This is a genomic window from Pantoea sp. AS142 (genome assembly GCF_037152305.1).
Classification (GTDB): Bacteria; Pseudomonadota; Gammaproteobacteria; order Enterobacterales; family Enterobacteriaceae; genus Pantoea.
The window spans coordinates 255,480-279,216 of record NZ_JBBCMO010000001.1; the positions used below are offsets into that span (position 1 = coordinate 255,480).

The following is a 23,737-nucleotide window of genomic DNA, read 5'->3' on the forward strand; positions in this document are numbered from 1 at the left end:
AAGCGTCAGCCTCTTCACCCTTTTGTAATTCACTGTACAGACGACACGGCAAAAGCAACATTACGACTAAACTTAATTCAGTGAGCGTCTGCATAAAGGAGAACAAAATGAATAAAGTGGCTCAGGAATATCGCGAGTCGTTAGCCGTATTGACCGAGCGTCTTCGTCAGGGCGATCGTAATCTTGATGAGCTGATTGCCGGGCGGCGAAGCCAGTTGTTGGTACGCGATGATATGACGGAAGAAGAGATTGACCAGGCGCTGAACTCAGTGCGACGTGATCTCGGCGAGTTTGCACGCAGTTATACCGATGTTGAAGAACCGCTGGCTGACTCACTGTTTATGCGCATTATTCGCGAGAGCGTCTGGAAAGAGCTGGCGGATATCACTGATAAAAGCCAGCTGGAGTGGCGTGAAGTCTTCCAGGACCTGCATCACCACGGTGTTTATCAGAGCGGTGAAGTGGTGGGGCTGGGCAATCTGGTATGTGAAAAGTGCCAGTTTACCCGGGCAATCTATACGCCTGAAACATTGTCCCGTTGTCCGGAATGTGGCAACGATCAGTTCCAGCGCCAGCCTTTTGAACCCTGATCTCAAAAATTATGCGGGCCACCCAGGTGACCCGCATAACTTGATTAGTGCAGGATTTTAGCGAGAAAATCTTTCGCACGGTCAGACTGTGGGTTGTTAAAGAAGTCATCTTTGTTGGTGTCTTCAATAATTTTCCCTTCATCCATAAAGATCACGCGATTGGCGACTTTACGGGCGAAGCCCATCTCATGTGTCACCACCATCATCGTCATCCCTTCCTGTGCCAGCTCAACCATCACATCCAGCACTTCGTTAATCATTTCCGGATCCAGCGCGGAAGTCGGCTCATCAAACAGCATCGCGATAGGGTCCATGCAGAGCGCACGCGCAATCGCCACGCGCTGCTGCTGACCACCCGATAACTGGCCAGGGAACTTCTCTGCATGGGCTGACAGACCTACACGCTTTAGCAGCTTCAGCCCTTTATCGCGGGCCGCCGCTTTGTCGCGCTTCAGCACTTTCACCTGCGCCAGAACCAGATTGTTGATAATGCTCAGATGCGGGAACAGCTCGAAGTGCTGGAATACCATCCCGACCTGACTGCGAAGCTGCGCAAGGTTGGTTTTTTTGTTATTCACTTCGGTGCCGTTCACCGCAATCACGCCCTGCTGGATAGGCTCAAGCCCGTTCACCGTTTTGATTAACGTCGATTTACCGGAGCCGGACGGCCCGCACACCACCACCACTTCACCGGTTTTGACTTCGGTTGAGCAGTCGGTCAGCACCTGAAAGTGACCATACCACTTAGAAACATTTTTCAGGCTAATCATTTAAACCGTCCTTTTTCTTTTTAGATAGCTGACCAACAGCGATGCGCTCAGGCTGATAACGAAGTAGACCAGACCTGCAAACAGAACCATTTCAACCTGGGTGCCGTCGCGCTCACCAATGGTGGACGCGGTACGGAAGAAGTCCGCCAGGCTTAAGACATAGACCAGCGAGGTATCCTGGAACAGCACGATACCCTGCGTCAGTAACAGCGGAACCATCGCGCGGAACGCCTGCGGCAGTACGATCAATCGCATTGACTGCCACTGCGTCATACCCAGGGCCAGGGCGGCATTGCCCTGGCCACGAGAGATACTGATGATGCCGGCGCGAATAATTTCAGAGTAGTAAGCCGCTTCGAACAGCGAAAAGGCGACCATGGCTGAAATCAGTCGGATATCTGTTTTAGGCGACAGGCCCAGCACCTGCTGCAGGAAACTTGGCACCACCAGATAGAACCACAGCAGCACCATTACCAGCGGCACCGAGCGGAAGAGGTTGACATAAATTTTGGCGAACCAGCTGATGGGCTTAAAGCTCGACAGACGCATCACCGCCAGCAGGGTTCCCCACAGAATGCCGAATACCACGGCGGTGATCGTGATTTTAAAGGTAATCACTAAGCCGTTAAGCAGATAGGGCAGGCTGGGTGTAATTGAACTCCAGTCAAATTCGTACATTACTTGCCTCCCGCATTGCCTGGCAGCCGGACTTTGCGCTCGACCAGACTCATCAACAACATAATCACCAGGTTAATCGCAACGTAGGCCAGCGTAATGGCGGTAAAGGATTCATAGGCATGGGCAGAATAGTCGAGCAGTTTGCCCGCCTGCGCCGCCATATCGACCAGACCAATGGTGGAGGCGATAGCCGAATTTTTCACCAGGTTTAGCATTTCCGAGGTCATCGGCGGGACAATCACGCGATACGCATTAGGCAGCAGCACATAGCGATAGGTCTGCGGCAGGGTTAACCCCATCGCCAGACCGGCATTCTTCTGTCCACTCGGCAGTGACTGAATCGCTGCGCGAACCTGCTCGCAGACGCGGGCAGCGGTAAACAGGCCAAGACAGATCATTGACGAGAGGAAGAACTGAATGTTGGGATCCAGCTCAGATTTAAACCACATGCCAAGCTTTTCGCCCACTAGCTCGGGTGCCACCAGATACCAGAAGAAGAACTGGACAATCAATGGGATGTTACGAAACAGTTCGACATAGCAGGTGCCAATGGTGGCCAGCAGGCGATTAGGCACGGTGCGCAGAATGCCAAAAAATGAACCCACGCAGAAGGCGATAATCCAGGCGCAGCAGGAGACGGCTATCGTCACCTGAAAACCGGACCACAGCCAGCCGAGGTAGGTTGTGTTACCGAACGGGGCCTGTTCGAGGAAAATGCCCCAGTTCCAATCGATACCCATAACGAGCTCCGGAAAAAAAGGGTAGCTAAGCTACCCTGAAGATTGATGAACGGCGTTTTATTTCCTGACTCAGGGGAACGACCCGTGTCAGTCTGTCTGTCCATGCCGCGGTTTCAGCAATCGAGAGGGCAGCCAGGCCGCCCTTGTTATACCCGTCGTCTTTCAGGTTGCATTTTTGTTGGCTATGTTCACTCACCCGAATCACTTACCTGAGTAAGCTCATCGCGATTCATTCTCTTGCCGCCTCAATGCAACCTGAAATCCATTGGGTATTTTTTTGTTAATTCAGTGCTTTGTCATTTGGCGTTTTGAACAGTGCTTTCATGTCATCAGAGAGTTCAAAGTTCATGTTCAGGTTCTTTGGCGGGATGGGCTGTTTAAACCAGGTGTCGAACCATTTTTCTGCCTGGCCAGAGGTCTGGGCTTTAGCGATGGTTTCATCCACCAGGGCTTTGAACTGCGGATCGTCTTTACGCAGCATGCAGCCATACGCTTCTTTTGACTGTGGCGTGCCTAAGATTTCCCAGTTGTCCGGCTTTTTGGCTTTGGCGCGTTCGCCTGCCAGCAGGGCATCATCCATCATAAAGGCCACTGCACGACCGGTTTCCAGCGTACGGAAAGAGTCACCGTGATCTTTTGCGCTGATGATGCGCATATCCATTTTCTGTTCGTCGTTGAGTTTGTGCAGCAACACTTCGGAAGTGGTACCTGACGTCACCACCACGGTTTTGCCTTTCAGGTCAGCGAAATCTTTGATCGGGCCATCTTTCTTAACCAGCAAACGGGTGCCGATGACAAAAATGGTGTCAGAGAATGCGGCCTGTTTCTGGCGCTCAAGGTTATTGGTGGTAGAGCCACACTCATAATCGTAGGTGCCGTTTTGCAGCAGCGGAATACGGTTTTGTGAGGTGATCGGGATCATTTTGACCTGCAAATCAGGCTTATTCAGTTTTGCTTTAATCGCTTCCACGATGGCGTTTGAATAATCCTGTGAATAACCGACGACTTTTTGCTGGTTGTCATAATAAGAAAAGGGAACTGATGATTCGCGATGCCCTACCACAATGACGCCATTGTCATTGATCTTCTTCAGGGTGCCGCTGAGATCTTCCGCCTGGGCCGCTCCCGCCGCTGCGCTGATCAGCAGAAGAGATAATGCCACTTTGCGTAGTTGCATGTTCCAACTCCTTCGTATGAAAAAGGCACAAGATATAACCTGTGCTGATTATGGTGTTGTGTCTGTTTTCTGCTGCGTCTCTGCTCATTCTGCGGTTTTATTGGACGCAGAAGAGTCATTAACATAGCGGATTGTTAACGCAATGAAACAGGAATGTTTCTTTTTTGCGAGGTGATTCGCACCAAAAAAAGGCAATTTCCCCGTTCTGCGCCGTAGCGGTGCAGCAAAGTCGATTGCTTTGGTGCAACCGCCTTGCCTCAGCGCCTGCAATCAGCTTGTTTACGAAAAACACGGAAATATTTAGCAATCATCGTGCCAGAAAGAGATGCAAAGCGAGAAAGGCAGCAGAGTATGCGGTCGGGGGAGTGAACCAGGCCTGGGCAATGAAAGAAAAAAAGGCGAAGCCTGCGCTTCGCCTTTCAGCCTTTGAGTATTTATCGACGCCGACGCAGGAGGGCTATCACCGCCGCCAGCAGCGTCAGTAACCAGACTGGCCAGATGCCTGCCCGCGTATAGGGAGTTTCCCCTTGAGTCGGTGTGACCTTGCTGGTCAGCACATTGCGGGTAAACTGCGGCAGCATCGCTGCCACATCACCACTGGCATTGACTACCGCAGTCACGCCGTTATTGGTGCTGCGCAATAGCGGACGGCCCAGTTCCAGCGCCCGCATCCTTGCCATCTGGAAGTGCTGCCATGGGCCGATAGAGTGACCAAACCAGGCGTCGTTTGAAACGGTCAGCAGGAGGTGGGTGTCGGGATGAAAGTTGGCCCGCACCTGTTCACCCAGCACGATCTCATAACAGATAGCACTGGTCAGGTTATAGCCCGCCACGCGGAGTGGCGGCTGGAGATAGTTGCCACGACTGAATGCCGACATCGGCAGATCAAAGAACGGAGCCAGCGGACGCAGCAGATCGGCGAGTGGCACAAATTCGCCAAACGGCACCAGGTGATTCTTCTGGTAACGATTGCCGCTAAAGTAGTTGTACGGCGCCTTGCCGCCCAGCACAATAACGGTGTTGTAATCATGATAGCGGTTCTGCTCCAGGCGGGAATCTACGATGCCGGTGACCAGTGAGCTGCCGCGCTCACGCAGTTCGTCATCCAGCGAACGCAGGAACGGCTGCTGATTACTTTCCAGATCGGTAATCGCCGACTCAGGCCAGATAATAATCGGCGCTTTGCCTATCAGCGGCTGACTGAGGTCGTTATAAATGCGCAGGGTAGTGAGCAGCTGCTGCGGATCCCACTTCATCGATTGCGGGATATTACCCTGCACCAGCGCCACCTCTACTGCACGCTCGGGCATTGGCTGAACCCACTGGATGTAGCGCAACGGCCATGGCAATGCCAGCAGCAGCAGCGCCGCCACCAGACTTCTGACATTACGTCGTTGCAGAGCATAAGCCAGCAGGCCAGCGACGACCATCAGCAGGAAGGTCAGGGTCTCTACGCCCGCCAGCGGGGCCAGGCCTTTTAACGGGCCATCAATCTGGCTGTAACCAAACTGCAGCCACGGAAAGCCGGTCAGCACCCAGCCGCGCAGGAACTCGGTGATCTGCCACAATGCCGGTGCCGCCAGCGCCAGGCGCCACAGCGTTGTTCGCGGCCAGAGGCGATTCAGTATGCCAGCAAACAGCGCCGGATAAATCGCCAGATAAGCCGCCAGCAGTGCCACGATAAAGATATTGACCGGACCAGGCATGCCGCCAAAGGTGGCAACACTGACATAAACCCAGTTGATGCCGCTGCCGAACAGGCCCAATCCCCAGACAAAGCCGATTGCGGTGGCCTGCGGGCTGGAGCGGTTCAGAGTCAGCAGTTGCAAACCGCACAGCGACAGCAGTGCGGCGGGCCAGAAATCATAGGGAGAGAAGGCGAGGGTGCCCGACGCACCCATTATTAAAGCCAGCAGCAGGCGAACCCGCTGGCGCGGGTAGAGTGAGGCTAAAGCCATAGACTTATTCGTCTTCCAGTTGAGGTTGTGGCGAATTTTCCGGAATAGTCACGTGAACCTGGATAATGCGGCGGCTGTCAGCCGTCGCCACCTTGAACTGGTAACCCTCAATCTCGATGCTTTCACCACGAGCGGGCAGATGGCCAAAGCCCTGCATCACCAGGCCACCAATGGTGTCGACTTCATCATCACTGAACTGCGTGCCAAACACCTCGTTGAAATCTTCAATGGCGGTTAGCGCGCGCACTGTAAAGGTGTGACGGTTGAGCTGACGGATATCACGATCTTCTTCGTCGTCATACTCATCTTCAATCTCACCCACGATCAGCTCCAGAATGTCTTCAATGGTGACCAGGCCGGAGACACCGCCAAACTCATCAATGACGATCGCCATGTGATAACGCTGAGAGCGGAACTCTTTCAGCATTCGATCAACACGCTTACTTTCAGGCACCACCACCGCCGGACGCAGCACTTTTTCAATGCTGAAAGGCTCAGATTCGCTGCTCATGAAGGGCAGCAGATCTTTAGCCATCAGAATGCCTTCGACATGATCTTTATCTTCGCTGATCACCGGGAAGCGGGAATGTGCGGAGTCAATAATGACATCCAGACACTCTTCAAGGTTCTGATTACGTTTCAGGGTGATCATTTGCGAACGCGGGATCATGATGTCACGCACGCGCTGCTCCGCAATATCCAGTACCCCTTCGAGCATGTCGCGGGTATCCTGGTCAATCAGCTCTTTATGATTCGAGTCGCGGATCAGCTCCAGTAGCTCATCACGGTTTTTAGGTTCACCGTGAAAGAGTTGGTTGATCAACAGGGAAAAAAATCCCTTTTTACTACTGGGTGCATCGCTGTTTTGAGAATGGTCGTCGCTCATGGCGGTTTTTAAAGATCTCTCTGGTGAGGAAATAGTGTTGTCAGCAACCTGTACCGACAGCCGGATAGACTGAATTCAGGATTCAGGCCTCTTCTTTCTCCGAAATGTACGGATCAGGATACCCAAGAGCAAGCATTATCTCGGTCTCCAGCCCTTCCATCTCGTCAGCTTCGTCGTCATCAATATGGTCGTAACCCAGCAGATGCAGCGTGCCGTGTACCACCATGTGTGCCCAGTGGGCTTCAACGCTTTTACCCTGTTCAGCGGCTTCCTGCTCAACCACCTGACGGCAGATGATTAGGTCGCCCAGCAGCGGCAGCTCAATGCCAGGTGGCGCTTCAAACGGGAAGGATAACACGTTGGTGGGCTTATCTTTGCCACGATAAGTCAGATTAAGTTCATGACTTTCCGCTTCATCAACCAGACGCACAGTGACTTCGCTTTCGGGCTGAAAAGGGATGACAGCCGCTGACAGCCAGCGATGAAACTGGCTCTCATCAGGCAGGGCAGCGGTGTTGTCACAGGCGACCTGCAGGTCGAGAATCACCTCGCTCATTTGCTCTCCTGCGCGGCGCTCTGTGCTGCCAGCGCTTCACGTTTACGCACTTCAGCCTGCTGGTCGCGGCGGGTCTGATCGGCAGCTTCCCATGCCTCATAGGCGGTGACAATGCGGGCAACCACCGGATGACGCACCACATCTTCGCTGTGGAAGAAGTTGAAGCTGATCTCTTCAACGTCAGCTAGCACCTCAATGGCATGACGCAGGCCCGACTTGACGTGACGCGGCAGGTCAATCTGGGTAACGTCGCCGGTAATCACCGCTTTGGAGTTAAAGCCGATACGCGTCAGAAACATCTTCATCTGCTCGATGGTGGTGTTCTGGCTTTCATCAAGAATGATAAACGCATCGTTAAGGGTACGACCGCGCATGTAGGCTAGCGGTGCGACTTCAATGACGTTGCGTTCCATCAGTTTTTCCACCCGCTCGAAACCGAGCATTTCGAACAGCGCGTCGTAAAGCGGACGCAGATAGGGATCGACTTTCTGGCTCAGATCGCCCGGCAGAAAGCCGAGCTTTTCACCTGCTTCTACCGCAGGGCGGGTCAGCATGATGCGGCGAATCTCCTGACGCTCCAGTGCATCCACTGCTGCTGCTACCGCCAGATAGGTTTTACCGGTACCGGCTGGGCCGACGCCAAAGGTAATGTCGTGGTCGAGCACATTCGCGATGTACTGCGCCTGGTTAGGCGTGCGCGGCTTGATGACACCGCGTTTGGTCTTGATATTGACCGCTTTACCGTACTCCGGCACGCTTTCGGCGGTTTGCTCCAGTACGCGGCTCTCTTTGATCGCCAGGTGAATCTGGTCAGGCTCGATATCCGGGATGTCGCCCCGTACAGGTGCGGTATCGACATACAGAGTTTTCAGAATATCTGCGGCGGCATTAACGCAAAGTGGACGTCCCACCAGCTTAAAAACGTTGTCGCGACGATTGATCTCAATGCCCAGACGACGTTCAAGCTGTTTCACATTATCGTCGAAAGGCCCACAGAGGCTCATCAGACGACGGTTATCAGCCGGTTCAAGGGCGATTTCACGAGTTTCGATATTCAAACGAATCCTTTGGGTCACTCAGGGCCAGTTATGGGATGTGTCTGACGCACCGTTGGGCTTAACCGGATGCACCATAACGAAATTATTTATGCCGTAACGCCTGGGCGCAAGCTCAAGGAGAGATATTTGGGCGATACTTTCAGAAACCAAGAGGTGCAGGGTGATATTGGCGGCAACGCAGTGCGCGCTGCCGCACAGTAAACCAGGCATCACGGCTGGAACAGATTCACGCCGATTTCATTTTCTTTGCGGGTACGGGCAATCACCGACGCCGGGCTTTCCGCCATGCGCAGGCCCATCTCCTCTTCGGTGCGTACCAGTTTGCCGCGCAGCGAATTGGGGTAGACATCAACAATTTCAACGTCGACAAAGCGGCCAATCATCTCAGGTGAGCCTTCAAAATTCACCACGCGGTTATTTTCGGTGCGGCCAGAGACTTCCATTACGTTCTTGCGGGAGATGCCTTCCACCAGAATACGCTGCACTGTACCCAGCATATGACGACTAATCGCCTGCGCCTGCTGGTTAATGCGCTCCTGCAAGATCCACAGACGCTGCTTTTTCTCCTCTTCGCTCACATCATCCGGCAGGTCAGCGGCGGGCGTGCCGGGACGGGCAGAGTAGATAAAGCTGAAGCTAACGTCGAAATTGATCTCGGCGATGAGCTTCATGGTCTGCTCAAAATCCTGCTGCGTTTCACCTGGGAAACCGATGATGAAGTCGGAGCTAATCTCAATATCCGGGCGCGCCGCGCGCAGTTTGCGGATAATCGCCTTATACTCCAGCGCTGTATGTGCACGCTTCATCATTGTCAGAATGCGGTCTGAACCACTCTGAACCGGCAGATGCAGGAAACTCATCAGTTCCGGAGTATCGCGATAGACCTCGATGATATCATCGGTGAACTCAATCGGGTGGCTGGTGGTGAAACGAATGCGGTCAATACCGTCGATGGCGGCGACCAGGCGCAGCAGTTCAGCGAAAGTACAGATCTCACCATCGAAGGTGGCACCACGATAAGCGTTGACGTTCTGGCCAAGCAGGTTAACTTCGCGCACGCCCTGCGCCGCCAGTTGGGCGATTTCCAGCAGAATGTCATCGCTGGGACGGCTCACTTCCTCGCCACGGGTGTAAGGCACCACGCAAAAAGTACAATATTTATTGCAGCCTTCCATGATGGAAACAAAGGCTGTCGGGCCTTCTGCCCGCGGTTCCGGCAAGCGGTCAAATTTCTCGATTTCCGGGAAGCTGATGTCGACTACCGGGCTTTTGCTACCGCGCACGGTGTTGATCATTTCCGGCAGGCGGTGCAGTGTCTGCGGACCAAACACGATATCCACGCAGGGCGCACGCTGGCGGATATGATCCCCTTCCTGGGACGCCACGCAGCCACCCACACCGATAATAACATCCGGGTTGCGCTCTTTTAGCTTTCTCCAGCGTCCCAGTAGATGGAACACTTTCTCCTGCGCTTTCTCACGAATAGAACAGGTGTTAAGCAGCAGAATATCCGCCTCTTCAGGAGCCTCGGTCAGCGTATAGCCGTGCGTACTGTTCAGCAGATCAGACATCTTGGATGAATCATACTCATTCATCTGACATCCCCAGGTTTTGATATGCAGTTTTTTTGTCATCGCGCTAGCCATTGATTCAGTGCAGTGAAGTGCGGGGCGCGTATTGTAATGCTTTGATGCTGTTGTGACCAGCCTCAGGGGTTTTCTGTCAGCAATCGGGTTTTCCGGTACACTTTGCTGCATGCAGATCCATGTTGCGCAGGTTGGCGGGAATAAGAGAGGGACATAAGCAATGCAGGATAATCAGTTTGATGTAGTGATTGTCGGCGGTGGCATGGTCGGTGCTGCGCTGGCCTGTGGGCTGACGCAGCAACATTTTCGCGTGGCGGTGATTGAGCGCGCCGAACCCGCTCCGTTTGATGCCGACAGCGATCCCGATCTGCGGATTTCGGCGATTGGGTCATCCTCGGTGGCGTTGCTAAAGCAACTCGACGTTTGGCCACGGGTAGAAGCGATGCGCAGCGCGCCCTATCGCAGGCTGGAAACGTGGGAGTGGCAAACGGCGCAGGTGAATTTTGATGCTGCCTCACTGGGGCTGCCCGAGCTGGGCTTTATGGTGGAGAATAGCGTGCTTCAGCGGGCGTTATGGGAGGAGATGAAGTCGCTGGGCGTGACCTGCTATTGCCCGGCCTCGTTGGAAAACCTGCAGCCAGAAAATGGCGGCTGGCGGGTCGACCTCAACGATGGCGTTGCCTTACATACTCGTCTGGTGATTGGTGCCGATGGCGCAAACTCTCAGGTGCGGCAGATGGCTGGAATCGGGATACATGGCTGGAGCTATGCGCAGTCCTGTTTACTGATCAGCGTCACCTGCGAACATCCGGCAGGCGATGCGACATGGCAGCATTTTACGCCTCAGGGTCCGCGTGCCTTTTTGCCGCTGTATGACAACCGGGCTTCGCTGGTCTGGTATGACGCGCCGGCAAGAGTCCGTCAGCTGCAGGCGATGCCGATGGCCCAGCTGGAAAAAGAGATTGCCAGCCACTTCCCGATGCGGCTGGGGCGTTTCAAAGCCCACGCGGCGGGCGGCTTCCCGCTGGTGCGGCGTCATGCTTCGCGCTATGTTCTGCCAGGACTGGCGCTAGTCGGTGATGCCGCGCATACCATTAATCCGCTGGCCGGGCAGGGCGTGAATCTGGGCTATCGTGATATTGATGCGTTGATTGATGTTCTGGTCAGCGCGCGCGGTGCGGCGGAGGATTGGGGATCTGAGCGGATACTGCAGCGCTATCACCGGCAACGTCGTAGAGACAATATGCTGATGCAGGGCGGTATGGATCTGTTTTATTTTGCCTTCAGTAATCAGCTGGCACCGCTTCGGTTTGCGCGTAATCTTGGATTGATAGCCGCCGAACATTCCGGGGTACTGAAGCGGCAGGTATTGCGTTACGCGCTGGGGCTATAGCAGATAGCGCGTCTCGGCTCGCCGCAGGGCGGGCCAGCAATCAGTAAGCGAAATCTGCAAAAACAACAAAGCCCGCAAAAGCGGGCTTTGTTGTGCAATTTGGCTGGGGTGCAGGGATTCGAACCCCGGAATGCTGGTATCAGAAACCAGTGCCTTACCGCTTGGCGACACCCCAATAATGGTGTTTTTCAAATTGTCTTTTGTATGGCTGGGGTGCAGGGATTCGAACCCCGGAATGCTGGTATCAGAAACCAGTGCCTTACCGCTTGGCGACACCCCAATTATATGGTGGCTACGACGGGAATCGAACCTGTGACCCCAGCATTATGAGTGCTGTGCTCTAACCAGCTGAGCTACGTAGCCAAATTGTACTGCATTTCAATGATGGCTGGGATACCTGGATTCGAACCAGGGAATGCCGGTATCAAAAACCGGTGCCTTACCGCTTGGCGATATCCCATTCGTCCGTTCTCAGTCTCAAGAATCATCGAAATTGGCTGGGATACCTGGATTCGAACCAGGGAATGCCGGTATCAAAAACCGGTGCCTTACCGCTTGGCGATATCCCATCCACGCTGCCGAATAATGAAATGGTGCGGGAGGCGAGACTTGAACTCGCACACCTTGCGGCGCCAGAACCTAAATCTGGTGCGTCTACCAATTTCGCCACTCCCGCAAAAAAGATGGTGGCTACGACGGGAATCGAACCTGTGACCCCAGCATTATGAGTGCTGTGCTCTAACCAGCTGAGCTACGTAGCCATCTTTTTTCGCGTTACCTTCATCGGCGTTGCGGGGCGCATTATGCGGAGTTGACCAGACAGCGTCAACAAGTTTTTTACCGTTTTTTGCCAGATAATCGCTGTTTGACTGGCTTATAACCAGCCTGGCGCTTTATTCGGCAATTTTTCAGTGAATACAATGCTAATCGTCAAAAAATGGGCCGCTGCGGGCCCATTCTGGCTGCTCTCTGTCGGCTTATTTATACGCTGACTGATGCACACCCACGGCACGTCCGGAAGGATCGTCCATGTTTTTAAACGCTTCATCCCATTCAATGGCTTTGGCTGATGAACAGGCGACCGATGGACCGCCGGGCACACACTCTGCCGCACTCGCTAACGGGAATAGCTCTTCAAAAATCTCACGATAGAGATAGGCTTCTTTTGACCCTGGCGTGTTGAACGGGAAACGGAAATGGGCGGTGGTCAGCTGCTGATCGCTGATTTGCTTCGCGGCCACTTCTTTCAGTGAGTCGATCCAGCTGTAACCCACTCCATCTGAGAACTGCTCTTTCTGGCGCCACGCCACGCTTTCCGGCAGGTAAGAGGAGAAACATTCACGCAGAATGTGCTTTTCCATTTTCCCGTTGCTGCCACACATTTTGTCTGCCGGGTTAATACGCATCGCCACATCCAGGAATTTTTTATCCAGGAACGGCACGCGAGCTTCAACGCCCCAGGCGGACATCGCTTTGTTGGCACGGGCACAGTCGAACATATGCAGTGCCTGCAATTTACGCACGTTTTCTTCGTGAAATTCTTTGGCGTTTGGCGCCTTGTGGAAATAGAGGTAGCCGCCGAACACTTCGTCTGCACCTTCACCCGACAGCACCATCTTAATGCCCATCGCTTTAATTTTTCGCGACATTAAGTACATCGGCGTAGACGCCCGAATGGTAGTCACGTCATACGTTTCAATGTGATAAATCACATCGCGAATCGCATCCAGTCCTTCCTGCACGGTGAAGTGAATTTCATGGTGCACGGTACCCAGATGTTCCGCCACCGATTTTGCCGCTTTTAAATCCGGTGAACCTTCCAGTCCTACAGCGAAGGAGTGCAGTTGGGGCCACCACGCATCACTTTTATCCTGATCTTCAACCCGCTTCGCTGCGTAACGTTTGGTCACGGCTGAAATGATGGAGGAGTCCAGACCGCCTGACAGCAGCACACCGTAAGGAACATCTGACATCAGGTGGCTTTTCACAGACTCTTCCAGCGCATGTTTCAGGCCAGCGGCGTCGGTGGTGTTGTGCTCAACGTTTTTGTAATCCATCCAGTCACGCTGCCAGTAACGACGCATTTCCCCATCGGTGCTGGAGAGGTAGCTTCCCGGAGGGAACTCTTTGATCGAACGGCAGACAGGCACCAGCGCTTTCATTTCTGATGCTACATAGAGGTTGCCATGCTCATCATTACCCATATAGAGCGGGATGATGCCGATGTGATCGCGACCAATCAGGTATGTGTTTTTAACGCTGTCATAGAGGATAAAGGCGAACATCCCTTCCAGCTCATCGAGGAAATCGGCACCTTTCTCCTGATAGAGTGCCAGAATCACTTCACAGTCAGAACCAGTCTGAAATGCGTAACGATCGCTAAGTTCAGCACGCAGTGCCTGATGGTTGTAAATCTCGCCGTTTACCGCCAGTACATGAGTGTGATCGGCGTTGTACAGCGGCTGTGCGCCATTGTTAACGTCAACAATTGAGAGGCGTTCATGCGCCAGAATAGCATGGTCATCCGCGTAGACGCCTGACCAGTCCGGGCCGCGATGACGCATCAAGCGTGAACATTCCAGCGCTTTTCTGCGCAGTTCAACAGGATCGGTTTTCAGATCCAGGACACCAAAAATTGAACACATAACTGACTCCTGAACTCACCTTACGGCGATGTTATCTTTTACGTTTGTCCGGCAGCCTGATGCTGCGTGATACATAAGAAAATGCGCTATTTAGTGCATTCAATGCAAGAGGAATCGTGATTTACTGATAAAAATATTGCTCTTATGGTTGTTAAATTGAATAAACGATAATTTAAGTGTTGTTTTAGTGTTGAATCAGCAATGGAATGGTTTTTTTGAGCGAAAATCAGGCAGGGAAAGTGGGAGAGGCGAGCAAAAAGGTGCGACGCATCGCAGATTAGCCGGATGCGTCATAAGAGAAACAAATCAGAACAGGTCAATATCGGCAACAGAAGGGTAGATCCAGTCCGGACGGAACGGCATGGCATCAATATCAGTCAGCGTTGAGACGCCGGACAGCAACAGCACCGTCTCCAGACCCGCCTGAAAGCCGGCCAGAATGTCTGTGCGCAGGTTGTCACCAACAATCACCGTCTCTTCGGAGTGGGCCTGCATTTTGTTCAACGCGGCGCGCATGATGTAGGGACTGGGTTTGCCGACAACAAACGGGCGTCGGCCCGATATCTTCTCAATACCCGCACAGAGCGCGCCACAGGCTGGAACAAAACCGCGCGCATGGGTATCGGGGTTAGTGGCAATGAAGCGAGCGCCGTTAGCCACGAAAAAGGCTGCTTTATGCATCATGTCCCAATTAAATGAGCGCGTTTCCCCCACAATGACAAAATCGGGATTTACATCGGTAATGGTAAAGCCCGCTTTGTAGAGTTCATGAATTAGTGCGCCCTCACCAATCACATACGCCTTTTTGCCCTCCTGACGGCGCAGGAAATCGGCTGTGGCCATCGCGGAGGTATAGAAAACGGATTCGGGCACCTCGACACCGGCCGAGGCAAAACGGTTGGCCAAATCCTGTTCGGTTTGCGAGGGATAGTTCGTCAGCACCACCAGCGGCATCTCTTTGGCCAGAATGCGCTGTAAAAATTCCTGTGCGCCGGGAACGGCGGTGTTATCGTGCATTAGCACGCCATCGATATCACAAATTACGCTTTTAATGGTCATAGTCAGATCCGATGTGGCCCGCCAGAGCAGCGGGTTAGCTTAGTCTTCCAGAAGATGTTGCAGCAGAATGCCGTTAAGCATGGCACGTTTAGCAAGCGCAAACGCGCCAATAGCAGAACGATGATCCAGGGTGGATCGCACGACCGGCAGATTTTTACGGAAGGCCTCTAATGCCTGGGTGTTAATGCAGCTCTCAATTGCGGGCAGCAATACTTTCTCTGCCTCAGTAATCTCACCCGCCAGCACCACTTTTTGTGGATTGAACAGGTTGATCGCGATAGCAATAGCTTTGCCAAGATAACGGCCAACGTGCTCGACCACTTCGCAGGCCAGCGCATCACCCTGATTGGCTGCTTTACAGATGTGGGGCATCTGGCATGCCTCCAGCCTCAGTACGCTGGGATAGCCCTGGTTCAGCAGATGCCGAACACGATTCTCAATAGCGCCGTTGGCGGCAATGGTTTCAAGACAGCCAAAGTTGCCGCAGTGGCAGCGCTCACCAAGAGGATCGACCTGAATATGGCCTATCTCGCCAACGTTGCCGTTGCTGCCGAGAAAAATATGGCCATTCGCAATAATGCCGGCGCCGGTGCCCCGGTGTAAACGCACCAGAATTGAGTCAGCACAGTCGCGGCTTGCACCGAAATAGTGCTCGGCCAGCGCCAGGCTGCGAATATCGTGACCAACAAAACTGGTGACATTGAACCGTTTTTTCAGGCTGGCGACCAGCGGCCAGTGGCTGACAGAGATGTGTGGCATATAACGGATCACGCCGTTAATCGGATCGACCAGCCCTGGCAGGATGACTGAAATCGCGATCAGCTCACGTATTTTACGCTGGTGCTGCTCAATGAAGCTGCTGATGGCGTTAAACAGCGCGTGTTCCAGCGTCTCCTGAGTGCGTTCAGGCAGCACATAATCCTCCTGCGCCAGCGATTTACCGCTGAGGTCGAACAGGGTCAGGGTGGCATCGTTGCGTCCGAGGCGGACGCCGATGGTATGGAAATGGCGGGTTTCAGTGATGATGGAGATGGCGCGGCGACCACCGGTAGACGCCTGCTGGTCTACCTCTTTGATCAGGCCGCGCTCAATCAACTGACGGGTAATTTTTGTGACGCTGGCGGGGGCGAGCTGGCTGAGTTCGGCAATCTGAATGCGCGATATCGGCCCCTGTTGATCAATCAGCCGGTAAACCGCTGCGCTATTGAGTTGCTTAACAAGATCGACATTTCCTATTTGTGACTGGCCGCCAGTGGTCATTCAGTGCTTACTCGCTCAGGACGTCGTCTCCGTTGACAAACGTCTTAATGATTTTAAAGTCGCGCGTAAACACAGTCAGGTTCGCGATTTTTCCTGCTTCGATCGAGCCTAACTGCCTTTCCACGCCCATCGCCCGTGCCGGGTAGAGTGATGCCATGCGCAACGCCTCATCCAGTGCGATGCCGACATGCTCAACGCTGTTTTGTACCGCTTCAATCATCGTCAGGGCTGAACCACTTAATGTGCCGTTTTCATCGACACAGAGCCCATCGCGATAATAGATTGTTTTGCCTGCAAAAATAAACTCGTTAATCGCCGCGCCAGCTGGTGCGGTGGCATCCGTTACCAGCACCAGTTTATCGCCTTTAATGCGTTTTGCATTGCGCACGTTAGCGTAATGTACATGTAAACCATCCGCAATAATGCCGCAGTATACATCAGGCGAATCAAACAGCGCACCGATAAGCCCAGGTTCACGTCCGGCAAAGTTCGGCATCGCGTTGTAGAGGTGCGTCGCGAAACTTACGCCAGCAGAAAAGCCCGCTTTAGCCTCTTTATAGGTCGCATTCGAGTGACCGGCTGAGACAATAATCCCTGCATCCGTCAATTGACGAATCACATCGCTACCCGCATTTTCAGGGGCAAGCGTCACTTTGCTGATGACGTCGGCATTATCACAAAGATACTGCACCATCGCAGCATCCGGCAGACGAATAAGCGCCGGGTCGTGGGTGCCTTTTTTCGCCTTACTCAGCCAGGGCCCTTCCAGATGCAGACCCAGCGCCTGATGCTGATGTTTCTGCAGATATGCGCGCATGGTTTCAATCGCCCGCTTCATCAGGGCGTCGCTGCTGGTAATCAGCGTAGGTAAAAAGCTGGTGCAGCCAGACTTTTCATTGGCGCGCTGCATCGTTTCCAGCGTTTCAATGCTGAGCGCGTCAATGCTGTCATTGAACTGCACACCCCCACAGCCGTTGAGCTGGAGATCGATAAATCCCGGCGCAATGATCGCACCCGCCATATCCTTCTGCTCAATACCGGTTGGGAGCGCTTCACGCGGGCAAACGTGCGCAATATGCCCGTCGGCTACCACGACCGCGTGATTATCCAGAACCTCATGGCCGCTGTAGATTCGACCGTTAATTAATGCGTACATCTCTTTTCTCCCGTCCTGGCCTGCTATCACTCAGGGTAATAGCAGGCATGACAATGTTTTGTTACACGCCTTTCATATTTTCCGCTTCCATTTCGCGGAAATATTTCACGGTTTTCACTTTGAGTTCCATGGTGGCCGGCTCATCACACACCACAACCGATTTCGCGTGGAGCTGCAGGCAACTGATGGTCCACATGTGATTAACGTTGCCTTCAACTGCCGCCTGCAAGGCCTGGGCTTTAACATGGCCGGTAACCAGAATCATCACTTCCTCAGCATCCAGCAGTGTGCCGACGCCGACCGTCAGCGCATATTTAGGCACCTGGTCAACGTCGCCGTTAAAGAAACGGGAGTTCGCCACACGGGTATCATGGGTCAGGGTTTTAATGCGAGTACGGGAGGCCAGTGAAGAAGCCGGTTCGTTAAATGCGATATGACCGTCGTTACCAACACCGCCCATAAACAGGTGAATTTTACCCAATGCGCGAATTTTCTCTTCGTACTGACGACATTCTGCGTCAATATCGGGTGCATTACCATTCAACAGATTGATATTTTCTGGTTGAATATCAACATGATCGAAGAAATTGCGATACATAAAGCTGTGATAGCTTTCAGGATGCTCTTTTGGCAGGCCAACATATTCATCCATATTGAACGTAATCACATGTTTAAAAGTCACCTGGCCCGCTTTATGCATATCAATCAGGTGTTTGTACGCCTCTAGTGGCGTGCCGCCTGTTGGCAGACCCAGGACAAAAGGTTTATCCGCCGTCGGGTTAAACGCATTGATACGGTTAACAATATGTCGGGCGGCCCATTTACCCACCTGGGTTGGCGTCGCTAAAGGAATCAGTCTCATGTTTCACCTCAATAGATAATGGAAGGGGATCGCTAACACCGCTGCGTTATTCAACAACCTGAACAGAATGTTTATTCTCGCCACGACCGGAGCGTAATTCAATATTTCGGATCATAAAATAAGTTTGTAGCTTTAGCCAGATGTTGCAGGGTGAAACGATGTTTTTTAGTGATTAAAATCACATTTACAAGGCTTTTAATTTGCGAGGCGAATTAATTTATCATTACACTTCGCTGCGTGATATGAAGTGTATTAACAATCTTTGTAGCTGACATAACAACATTAAGCGGCGCAAAGCGACAAGTCAGGCTCATAGGGGGAAGGATACATGTTAGGTTACTTACAAAAGGTGGGGCGCGCACTAATGGTGCCGGTAGCAACCCTGCCAGCAGCAGCAATATTAATGGGGGTTGGTTACTGGATTGATCCAGTTAGCTGGGGTGCAGGTAATGCGCTGGCTGCGTTGCTAATCAAGTCTGGTGCAGCCATCATCGAAAACATGTCAGTGCTGTTTGCGATTGGTGTCGCATATGGCATGTCGAAAGATAAAGATGGAGCCGCCGCCCTGACTGGTTTTGTCGGATTCCTGGTGGTCACCACGCTCTGCTCACCGGCCGCGGTGGCGATGATTCAGAAGATGCCGGTTGACCAGGTGCCTGTGGCGTTTGGCAAAATTAATAATCAGTTTGTCGGTATTCTGGTTGGTATTCTGTCGGCGGAGGTCTATAACCGCTTCAGTCACGTCGAACTGCCTAAAGCGCTCTCCTTCTTCAGCGGCCGTCGGCTGGTGCCGATTCTTGTCTCGTTCCTGATGATCCTGGTCGCCTTTATCCTGATGTATATCTGGCCGGTTATTTTTAATGGTCTGGTGGGTTTTGGTGAACATATTCAGAAACTCGGCTCTGTCGGTGCTGGTATCTACGCTTTCTTCAACCGCCTGCTGATTCCGGTAGGTCTGCATCACGCCCTGAACTCGGTGTTCTGGTTTGATGTTGCGGGTATTAATGACATTCCTAAATTCCTTGGCGGTGCGCAGTCACTGGCTGACGGCTCAGCAACTGTAGGCATTACCGGTCGCTATCAGGCAGGGTTCTTCCCGATTATGATGTTTGGTCTGCCGGGTGCTGCGCTGGCCATCTACCATTGTGCGCGTCCTGAGAACCGCGTCAAAGTGGGGAGCATTATGCTGGCTGCTGCGTTTGCCGCCTTTTTTACTGGCATCACCGAGCCGCTGGAGTTCTCCTTCATGTTCGTGGCACCGGTGCTTTATCTGATCCACGCCGTCCTGACCGGTATCTCTGTCTTCATCGCTGCCAGCATGCACTGGATTGCCGGATTTGGTTTCAGCGCCGGGCTGGTGGATATGGTGCTGTCGACCCGTAACCCGCTGGCGACTCACTGGTACATGCTGATCCCGCAGGGCCTGGTCTTCTTCGTTATCTATTACGTAGTTTTCCGCTTCACCATCAAAAAATTCAACCTGATGACGCCGGGCCGTGAGCTGGCGGTCGCCGGAGATGAAAGTGATGGTTATGACGTGAACGTTGATAAAACCGATGATGGTGAAACAGCCACTGAATCGCTGGCGCGCCATTACATTGGTGCGATAGGTGGTTCTGCTAACTTAACCAGCATCGATGCCTGTATTACCCGTCTGCGCCTTAACGTAAATGATTCGGCTCAGGTGAATGAGGGCGTTGCTAAGCGTTTGGGGGCGTCAGGTGTGATCCGCCTTAACAAACAGAGCGTGCAGATCATCGTGGGTACCCAGGCAGAAAGCATCGCTTCGGCCATGAAAAAAGTGCTGACCAAAGGCCCGGTCTCTGCAGCAGCCACCAGCAGTGCGCCGGCTGAGCCGGAAGTTAAACCGCAGGCGGTGCTGAACAGTGAGAAGCGTGTAATCGCTACATTAGTGGCACCGGTAACTGGTGAAGTGGTCGCGTTGGATGATGTTCCAGATGAAGCCTTTGCCAGCAAAGCCGTGGGTGATGGTCTGGCGATCAAACCCAGCGACAAATGGGTGGTGTCACCGATTGCCGGAACGCTGGTGAAAATCTTCAACACCAATCACGCCTTCTGTCTGGAAACAGATAACGGTGTGGAGATTGTGGTGCATATGGGACTGGATACGGTGGCATTGGACGGTAAAGGCTTCACCCGTCTGGTTGAAGAGGGTGCCAGCGTGGTTGCCGGTCAGTCAGTGCTCGAGATGGACCTGGAATTCCTTAACGCTAATGCCCGCTCAATGGTGAGTCCGGTGGTGGTGAGCAACAGCGACGATTTCGCCGGTCTGACTTTACTGGCCCGCGGTCAGGTGGTGGCAGGGGAAACCCCGCTATATGAAGTGAAAGGCTAATCCCCGCAACACAACCCCACAGGCAGGAAGCGATTCCTGCCTTTTTTGTTTTAAAGGCTTAACAAACGGTTGTTTCCCTCAGACGCTTTGTGGATCATACTCCGTTACTTCGTAGTACAAATCACCCGTTATTCGTATTGAGGATTTTTGAGATGAGTGAGGCTGAAGCCCGCCCAACTAACTTTATTCGTCAGATCATTGACGAAGATTTGGCGAGCGGTAAGCACAGCAGCGTGCATACCCGTTTTCCGCCGGAGCCCAATGGCTATCTGCATATTGGTCATGCGAAATCGATCTGTCTGAATTTTGGCATCGCCCAGGATTATCAGGGGCAATGTAATCTGCGTTTCGACGATACTAATCCGGTCAAAGAGGATATGGAATTCGTTGAATCCATCAAGCGTGACGTCCAGTGGCTGGGTTTTGAGTGGAGCGGTGAGGTCTGTTACTCATCAAACTATTTTGATCAGCTCTATAACTATGCTATCGAGCTGATTTCCAAAGGGCTAGCTTACGTTGATGAACTGAGTCCGGATGAGATTCGCGAATATCGCGGCACGCTTAAAGCGCCAGGAAAAAACAGTCCTTATCGCGATCGCAGCGTGGAAGAGAACCTGGCGCTGTTTGAGAAGATGCGAAACGGTGAGTTTGCCGAAGGCAGCGCCTGTCTGCGCGCCAAAATCGATATGGCCTCTAATTTCATTGTGATGCGTGATCCGGTGCTTTACCGCATCAAGTTCGCGGAACACCACCAGACCGGCAACAAGTGGTGTATCTACCCAATGTATGACTTTACCCACTGCATCTCCGATGCGCTGGAAGGCATTACGCACTCGCTGTGTACGCTGGAGTTCCAGGACAACCGCCGTCTCTATGACTGGGTACTGGATAACATCACCATTCCGGTTCATCCGCGCCAGTATGAATTCTCGCGCCTGAATCTGGAGTATGCGGTGATGTCGAAACGCAAACTGACTCAGTTGGTGATCGAGAAGCACGTCGAAGGCTGGGACGATCCGCGTATGTTGACCGTCTCAGGTTTGCGTCGTCGTGGTTACACCGCCGCTTCTATCCGTGAGTTCTGCCGTCGTATTGGCGTCACTAAGCAGGATAACATCGTGGAAATGGCCTCGCTGGAGTCCTGCATCCGCGATGATCTTAACGAGAATGCACCACGCGCCATGGCAGTTATGGATCCCCTTAAAGTGGTGATCGAAAACCTGCCAGCAGGACATAGCGAAATCATCACCATGCCCAATCATCCGGCCAAAGCGGAGATGGGCACGCGTGAAGTGCCGTTCAGCCGCGAGATCTGGATCGATCGTGCAGATTTCCGTGAAGAAGCGAACAAGCAATATAAGCGTCTGGTGCTGGGCAAAGAAGTACGCCTGCGCAACGCCTATGTGATTCGGGCTGAGCGGGTCGCCAAAGATGAAGCGGGTAATATTACCTGCATCTACTGCACCAGCGATGTAGATACGCTGAGCAAAGATCCTGCCGATGGTCGCAAGGTGAAAGGGGTGATTCACTGGGTTTCTGCGGATCACGCGCAGCCTGCTGAGTTCCGTCTGTACGACCGTCTGTTCAGTGTGCCAAACCCGGCCGCTGCAGAGGACTTCCTGGCGGTAATCAATCCCGCGTCACTGACAATCAAAAATGGTGTTGTTGAACCCAGCCTCCGCGAGGCAGAACCGACCACACCGTTCCAGTTTGAACGTGAAGGTTATTTCTGTGCTGACAGCGTTTACTCTACGCCGTCGCAGCTGGTGTTTAATCGCACCGTCGGTCTTCGTGATACCTGGACTAAAGCTGGCGAATAATTTTTTGAGGCTGGCCTCATAAAATGACAAAAGGGCGATTTATCGCCCTTTTTTGTTGCTCCGATTTTCACCATTGCCGACATTTATTCTGCATTAGGCACAACCGGTCCAATATGGCATTGTGGGAGTAATCTGAGTTTAAAAAAATTAATCAATTTCAGGATGTGAATTGTCACCATTCAGGTAGGCTATGCGCTCTCAGAGGTTGCAAAGCGGGTTGCAGAAGGAAAAAAAATGACCGTCCTCGCTCAGGAAGCCAAACACAGTGTCGTCGTTTTACATCAGCTCATTGAACGTATTTTTAATCAGCCAGTCGGATCAGACGACAGTTTTGAGCTGCTGATGTCCTATTTTCATCCTGAATTCCGCATGGTGACGCCAAAGGGCAAAGAGTACAATTTGAACGATGTCGAAGATCTTTTCCGACAGTTGCAGGGACAGCGGGAAGGCATGCGAATCGCGACCTGTGAACATGTGATCCTCTCTCATCATGAAAAAGAGATCACCGTACAGTATCGTGAAATGCAGATAATGAATGGTAATAACCAGAGCCGAATTTCGCTGGCGATTCTGGATTGCAGTAGCTCAATTCCGCGCTGGCGTTATTTGCAGGAAACGCTGGTCGCCTGACTGACAGCAGAAAAGCAACGAAAAAAACCGGTGAATTCACCGGTTTATTTTCATGACACACCCGTTTTACTGGTCGTGCAGGGTTTCGTCTTCACGACAATCGCCCAACGTACAGTGCCCATACAGATAGAGGCTGTGGTTGGTTAGCTTGATGCCATGGCGTGTCGCGATTTCACGCTGACGGGTTTCGATCGACTCATCGCTGAACTCAATAACCTTGCCGCAATCCAGGCAGATCAGATGATCGTGATGATGCTGCTGCGTCAGTTCGAAGACAGATTTGCCGCCTTCAAAGTTGTGGCGGGTCACAATACCGGCGTCATCAAACTGGTTCAGAACACGGTAAACGGTAGCCAGGCCAATCTCTTCGCCGATGTCGATCAGGCGTTTATACAAATCTTCCGCACTGACGTGATGGCACTCAGGTTCCTGAAGCACTTCCAGAATTTTCAATCTGGGCAGCGTTACTTTCAGGCCAGCCTTCTTTAATGCGGTGTTGTTGTCAGTCATGCGGATTTTGTCCTGTTACTAATATTCACTTTTGTGGCTTGTCGCCT

At 52.7% G+C, this 23,737-nt stretch carries 20 protein-coding genes and 7 tRNA genes; 5 read left to right on the top strand and 22 right to left on the bottom strand.

Going from position 1 to position 23,737, the window contains the following annotated elements:
* Window positions 1-107 precede the first annotated feature (107 nt).
* A complete protein-coding gene (locus WFO64_RS01305; protein ID WP_337008286.1) occupies window positions 108-590 on the top strand; it encodes a zinc ribbon-containing protein in 483 nt (160 codons plus the stop codon).
* Window positions 591-634: 44 nt separating this feature from the next.
* Here WFO64_RS01305 and WFO64_RS01310 read toward each other — a convergent pair whose 3' ends face one another.
* The 9 genes from WFO64_RS01310 to miaB form a co-directional block, all read right to left on the bottom strand.
* Window positions 635-1,360: an amino acid ABC transporter ATP-binding protein gene (locus tag WFO64_RS01310; RefSeq protein WP_147788532.1), complete on the bottom strand. Its 726-nt coding sequence runs from the start codon at window positions 1,358-1,360 to the stop codon at window positions 635-637.
* A complete protein-coding gene (gene gltK / locus WFO64_RS01315) occupies window positions 1,361-2,038 on the bottom strand; it encodes a glutamate/aspartate ABC transporter permease GltK (protein WP_337008289.1) in 678 nt (225 codons plus the stop codon).
* Complete coding sequence (locus WFO64_RS01320) at window positions 2,038-2,778, bottom strand: amino acid ABC transporter permease (protein ID WP_337008291.1); 741 nt, start codon at window positions 2,776-2,778, stop codon at window positions 2,038-2,040. The genes gltK and WFO64_RS01320 overlap by 1 nt, the downstream gene beginning before the upstream one ends.
* 280 nt (window positions 2,779-3,058) lie before the next feature.
* Window positions 3,059-3,955, bottom strand: coding sequence for an amino acid ABC transporter substrate-binding protein (locus WFO64_RS01325; RefSeq protein WP_337008293.1), 897 nt, complete (start codon window positions 3,953-3,955; stop codon window positions 3,059-3,061).
* 434 nt (window positions 3,956-4,389) lie between these two features.
* Window positions 4,390-5,913, bottom strand: a complete 1,524-nt coding sequence (gene lnt, locus WFO64_RS01330) for an apolipoprotein N-acyltransferase (RefSeq protein ID WP_337008295.1) — start codon at window positions 5,911-5,913, stop codon at window positions 4,390-4,392.
* Window positions 5,914-5,917: 4 nt separating this feature from the next.
* A complete protein-coding gene (gene corC, locus WFO64_RS01335) occupies window positions 5,918-6,799 on the bottom strand; it encodes a CNNM family magnesium/cobalt transport protein CorC (RefSeq protein ID WP_337008297.1) in 882 nt (293 codons plus the stop codon).
* 82 nt (window positions 6,800-6,881) lie between these two features.
* A complete protein-coding gene (ybeY, locus tag WFO64_RS01340) occupies window positions 6,882-7,355 on the bottom strand; it encodes an rRNA maturation RNase YbeY (protein ID WP_337008299.1) in 474 nt (157 codons plus the stop codon).
* The gene (locus tag WFO64_RS01345; RefSeq protein ID WP_337008301.1) at window positions 7,352-8,413 is read right to left on the bottom strand and encodes a PhoH family protein; all 1,062 of its coding nucleotides are present in this window, start codon (window positions 8,411-8,413) and stop codon (window positions 7,352-7,354) included. Before WFO64_RS01345 ends, ybeY begins: the two co-directional genes overlap by 4 nt.
* 209 nt (window positions 8,414-8,622) lie before the next feature.
* Window positions 8,623-10,047 (bottom strand): tRNA (N6-isopentenyl adenosine(37)-C2)-methylthiotransferase MiaB, encoded by a 1,425-nt coding sequence (gene miaB / locus WFO64_RS01350; RefSeq protein ID WP_337008303.1) that lies wholly within the window; start codon window positions 10,045-10,047, stop codon window positions 8,623-8,625.
* A 172-nt stretch (window positions 10,048-10,219) separates the two neighbouring features.
* Between miaB and ubiF the strand changes: the two genes are divergently transcribed.
* On the top strand, window positions 10,220-11,392 hold the full coding sequence (ubiF, locus tag WFO64_RS01355) for a 3-demethoxyubiquinol 3-hydroxylase (protein WP_337008305.1): 1,173 nt from the start codon (window positions 10,220-10,222) through the stop codon (window positions 11,390-11,392).
* Between the two features lie 100 nt (window positions 11,393-11,492).
* On the opposite strand, the gene WFO64_RS01360 is transcribed toward ubiF, so the two are convergent.
* The 12 genes from WFO64_RS01360 to nagB form a co-directional block, all read right to left on the bottom strand.
* Window positions 11,493-11,567: transfer RNA gene (locus WFO64_RS01360), tRNA-Gln, on the bottom strand.
* A 30-nt stretch (window positions 11,568-11,597) separates the two neighbouring features.
* Window positions 11,598-11,672, bottom strand: a tRNA-Gln gene (locus WFO64_RS01365).
* Window positions 11,673-11,678: 6 nt separating this feature from the next.
* Window positions 11,679-11,755 (bottom strand) — tRNA-Met (locus WFO64_RS01370).
* Between the two features lie 22 nt (window positions 11,756-11,777).
* Window positions 11,778-11,852 (bottom strand) — tRNA-Gln (locus tag WFO64_RS01375).
* A 34-nt stretch (window positions 11,853-11,886) separates the two neighbouring features.
* Window positions 11,887-11,961, bottom strand: a tRNA-Gln gene (locus tag WFO64_RS01380).
* A 22-nt stretch (window positions 11,962-11,983) separates the two neighbouring features.
* A tRNA-Leu gene (locus WFO64_RS01385) sits at window positions 11,984-12,068 on the bottom strand.
* Window positions 12,069-12,076: 8 nt separating this feature from the next.
* Window positions 12,077-12,153: transfer RNA gene (locus tag WFO64_RS01390), tRNA-Met, on the bottom strand.
* A 216-nt stretch (window positions 12,154-12,369) separates the two neighbouring features.
* Window positions 12,370-14,037 (bottom strand): asparagine synthase B, encoded by a 1,668-nt coding sequence (gene asnB, locus WFO64_RS01395; RefSeq protein WP_337008307.1) that lies wholly within the window; start codon window positions 14,035-14,037, stop codon window positions 12,370-12,372.
* A 306-nt stretch (window positions 14,038-14,343) separates the two neighbouring features.
* A complete protein-coding gene (locus tag WFO64_RS01400) occupies window positions 14,344-15,096 on the bottom strand; it encodes an HAD-IIA family hydrolase (RefSeq protein WP_337008309.1) in 753 nt (250 codons plus the stop codon).
* A 39-nt stretch (window positions 15,097-15,135) separates the two neighbouring features.
* The gene (gene nagC / locus WFO64_RS01405; protein WP_337008311.1) at window positions 15,136-16,356 is read right to left on the bottom strand and encodes a DNA-binding transcriptional regulator NagC; all 1,221 of its coding nucleotides are present in this window, start codon (window positions 16,354-16,356) and stop codon (window positions 15,136-15,138) included.
* A gap of 7 nt (window positions 16,357-16,363) precedes the next feature.
* Window positions 16,364-17,512, bottom strand: a complete 1,149-nt coding sequence (gene nagA / locus WFO64_RS01410; RefSeq protein WP_337008315.1) for an N-acetylglucosamine-6-phosphate deacetylase — start codon at window positions 17,510-17,512, stop codon at window positions 16,364-16,366.
* Between the two features lie 61 nt (window positions 17,513-17,573).
* Entirely contained in the window at window positions 17,574-18,374 is an 801-nt protein-coding gene (gene nagB / locus WFO64_RS01415) for a glucosamine-6-phosphate deaminase (RefSeq protein ID WP_337008317.1), read from the bottom strand.
* A 328-nt stretch (window positions 18,375-18,702) separates the two neighbouring features.
* Here nagB and nagE point away from each other — a divergent pair, with 328 nt between their 5' ends.
* From nagE to WFO64_RS01430, 3 genes are all read left to right on the top strand, one after another.
* On the top strand, window positions 18,703-20,730 hold the full coding sequence (gene nagE, locus WFO64_RS01420) for an N-acetylglucosamine-specific PTS transporter subunit IIBC (protein ID WP_337008319.1): 2,028 nt from the start codon (window positions 18,703-18,705) through the stop codon (window positions 20,728-20,730).
* A 152-nt stretch (window positions 20,731-20,882) separates the two neighbouring features.
* The gene (gene glnS / locus WFO64_RS01425; protein WP_337008321.1) at window positions 20,883-22,550 is read left to right on the top strand and encodes a glutamine--tRNA ligase; all 1,668 of its coding nucleotides are present in this window, start codon (window positions 20,883-20,885) and stop codon (window positions 22,548-22,550) included.
* Between the two features lie 234 nt (window positions 22,551-22,784).
* Window positions 22,785-23,180, top strand: a complete 396-nt coding sequence (locus tag WFO64_RS01430) for a hypothetical protein (RefSeq protein ID WP_337008323.1) — start codon at window positions 22,785-22,787, stop codon at window positions 23,178-23,180.
* A gap of 66 nt (window positions 23,181-23,246) precedes the next feature.
* Here WFO64_RS01430 and fur read toward each other — a convergent pair whose 3' ends face one another.
* Entirely contained in the window at window positions 23,247-23,690 is a 444-nt protein-coding gene (gene fur / locus WFO64_RS01435; protein WP_009091454.1) for a ferric iron uptake transcriptional regulator, read from the bottom strand.
* Window positions 23,691-23,737: the final 47 nt, after the last annotated feature.

Bases quoted from the DNA above. Each gene is read 5' to 3' on its own strand.
- nagB (WP_337008317.1), bottom strand. From the start codon at position 18,374: ATGAGACTGATTCCTTTAGCGACGCCAACCCAGGTGGGTAAATGGGCC.
- nagC (WP_337008311.1), bottom strand. From the start codon at position 16,356: ATGACCACTGGCGGCCAGTCACAAATAGGAAATGTCGATCTTGTTAAG.
- fur (WP_009091454.1), bottom strand. From the start codon at position 23,690: ATGACTGACAACAACACCGCATTAAAGAAGGCTGGCCTGAAAGTAACG.
- WFO64_RS01305 (WP_337008286.1), top strand. From the start codon at position 108: ATGAATAAAGTGGCTCAGGAATATCGCGAGTCGTTAGCCGTATTGACC.
- WFO64_RS01325 (WP_337008293.1), bottom strand. From the start codon at position 3,955: ATGCAACTACGCAAAGTGGCATTATCTCTTCTGCTGATCAGCGCAGCG.
- WFO64_RS01430 (WP_337008323.1), top strand. From the start codon at position 22,785: ATGACCGTCCTCGCTCAGGAAGCCAAACACAGTGTCGTCGTTTTACAT.
- WFO64_RS01400 (WP_337008309.1), bottom strand. From the start codon at position 15,096: ATGACCATTAAAAGCGTAATTTGTGATATCGATGGCGTGCTAATGCAC.
- miaB (WP_337008303.1), bottom strand. From the start codon at position 10,047: ATGACAAAAAAACTGCATATCAAAACCTGGGGATGTCAGATGAATGAG.
- asnB (WP_337008307.1), bottom strand. From the start codon at position 14,037: ATGTGTTCAATTTTTGGTGTCCTGGATCTGAAAACCGATCCTGTTGAA.
- gltK (WP_337008289.1), bottom strand. From the start codon at position 2,038: ATGTACGAATTTGACTGGAGTTCAATTACACCCAGCCTGCCCTATCTG.
- lnt (WP_337008295.1), bottom strand. From the start codon at position 5,913: ATGGCTTTAGCCTCACTCTACCCGCGCCAGCGGGTTCGCCTGCTGCTG.
- nagA (WP_337008315.1), bottom strand. From the start codon at position 17,512: ATGTACGCATTAATTAACGGTCGAATCTACAGCGGCCATGAGGTTCTG.
- corC (WP_337008297.1), bottom strand. From the start codon at position 6,799: ATGAGCGACGACCATTCTCAAAACAGCGATGCACCCAGTAGTAAAAAG.
- glnS (WP_337008321.1), top strand. From the start codon at position 20,883: ATGAGTGAGGCTGAAGCCCGCCCAACTAACTTTATTCGTCAGATCATT.
- ubiF (WP_337008305.1), top strand. From the start codon at position 10,220: ATGCAGGATAATCAGTTTGATGTAGTGATTGTCGGCGGTGGCATGGTC.
- ybeY (WP_337008299.1), bottom strand. From the start codon at position 7,355: ATGAGCGAGGTGATTCTCGACCTGCAGGTCGCCTGTGACAACACCGCT.
- WFO64_RS01310 (WP_147788532.1), bottom strand. From the start codon at position 1,360: ATGATTAGCCTGAAAAATGTTTCTAAGTGGTATGGTCACTTTCAGGTG.
- WFO64_RS01320 (WP_337008291.1), bottom strand. From the start codon at position 2,778: ATGGGTATCGATTGGAACTGGGGCATTTTCCTCGAACAGGCCCCGTTC.
- nagE (WP_337008319.1), top strand. From the start codon at position 18,703: ATGTTAGGTTACTTACAAAAGGTGGGGCGCGCACTAATGGTGCCGGTA.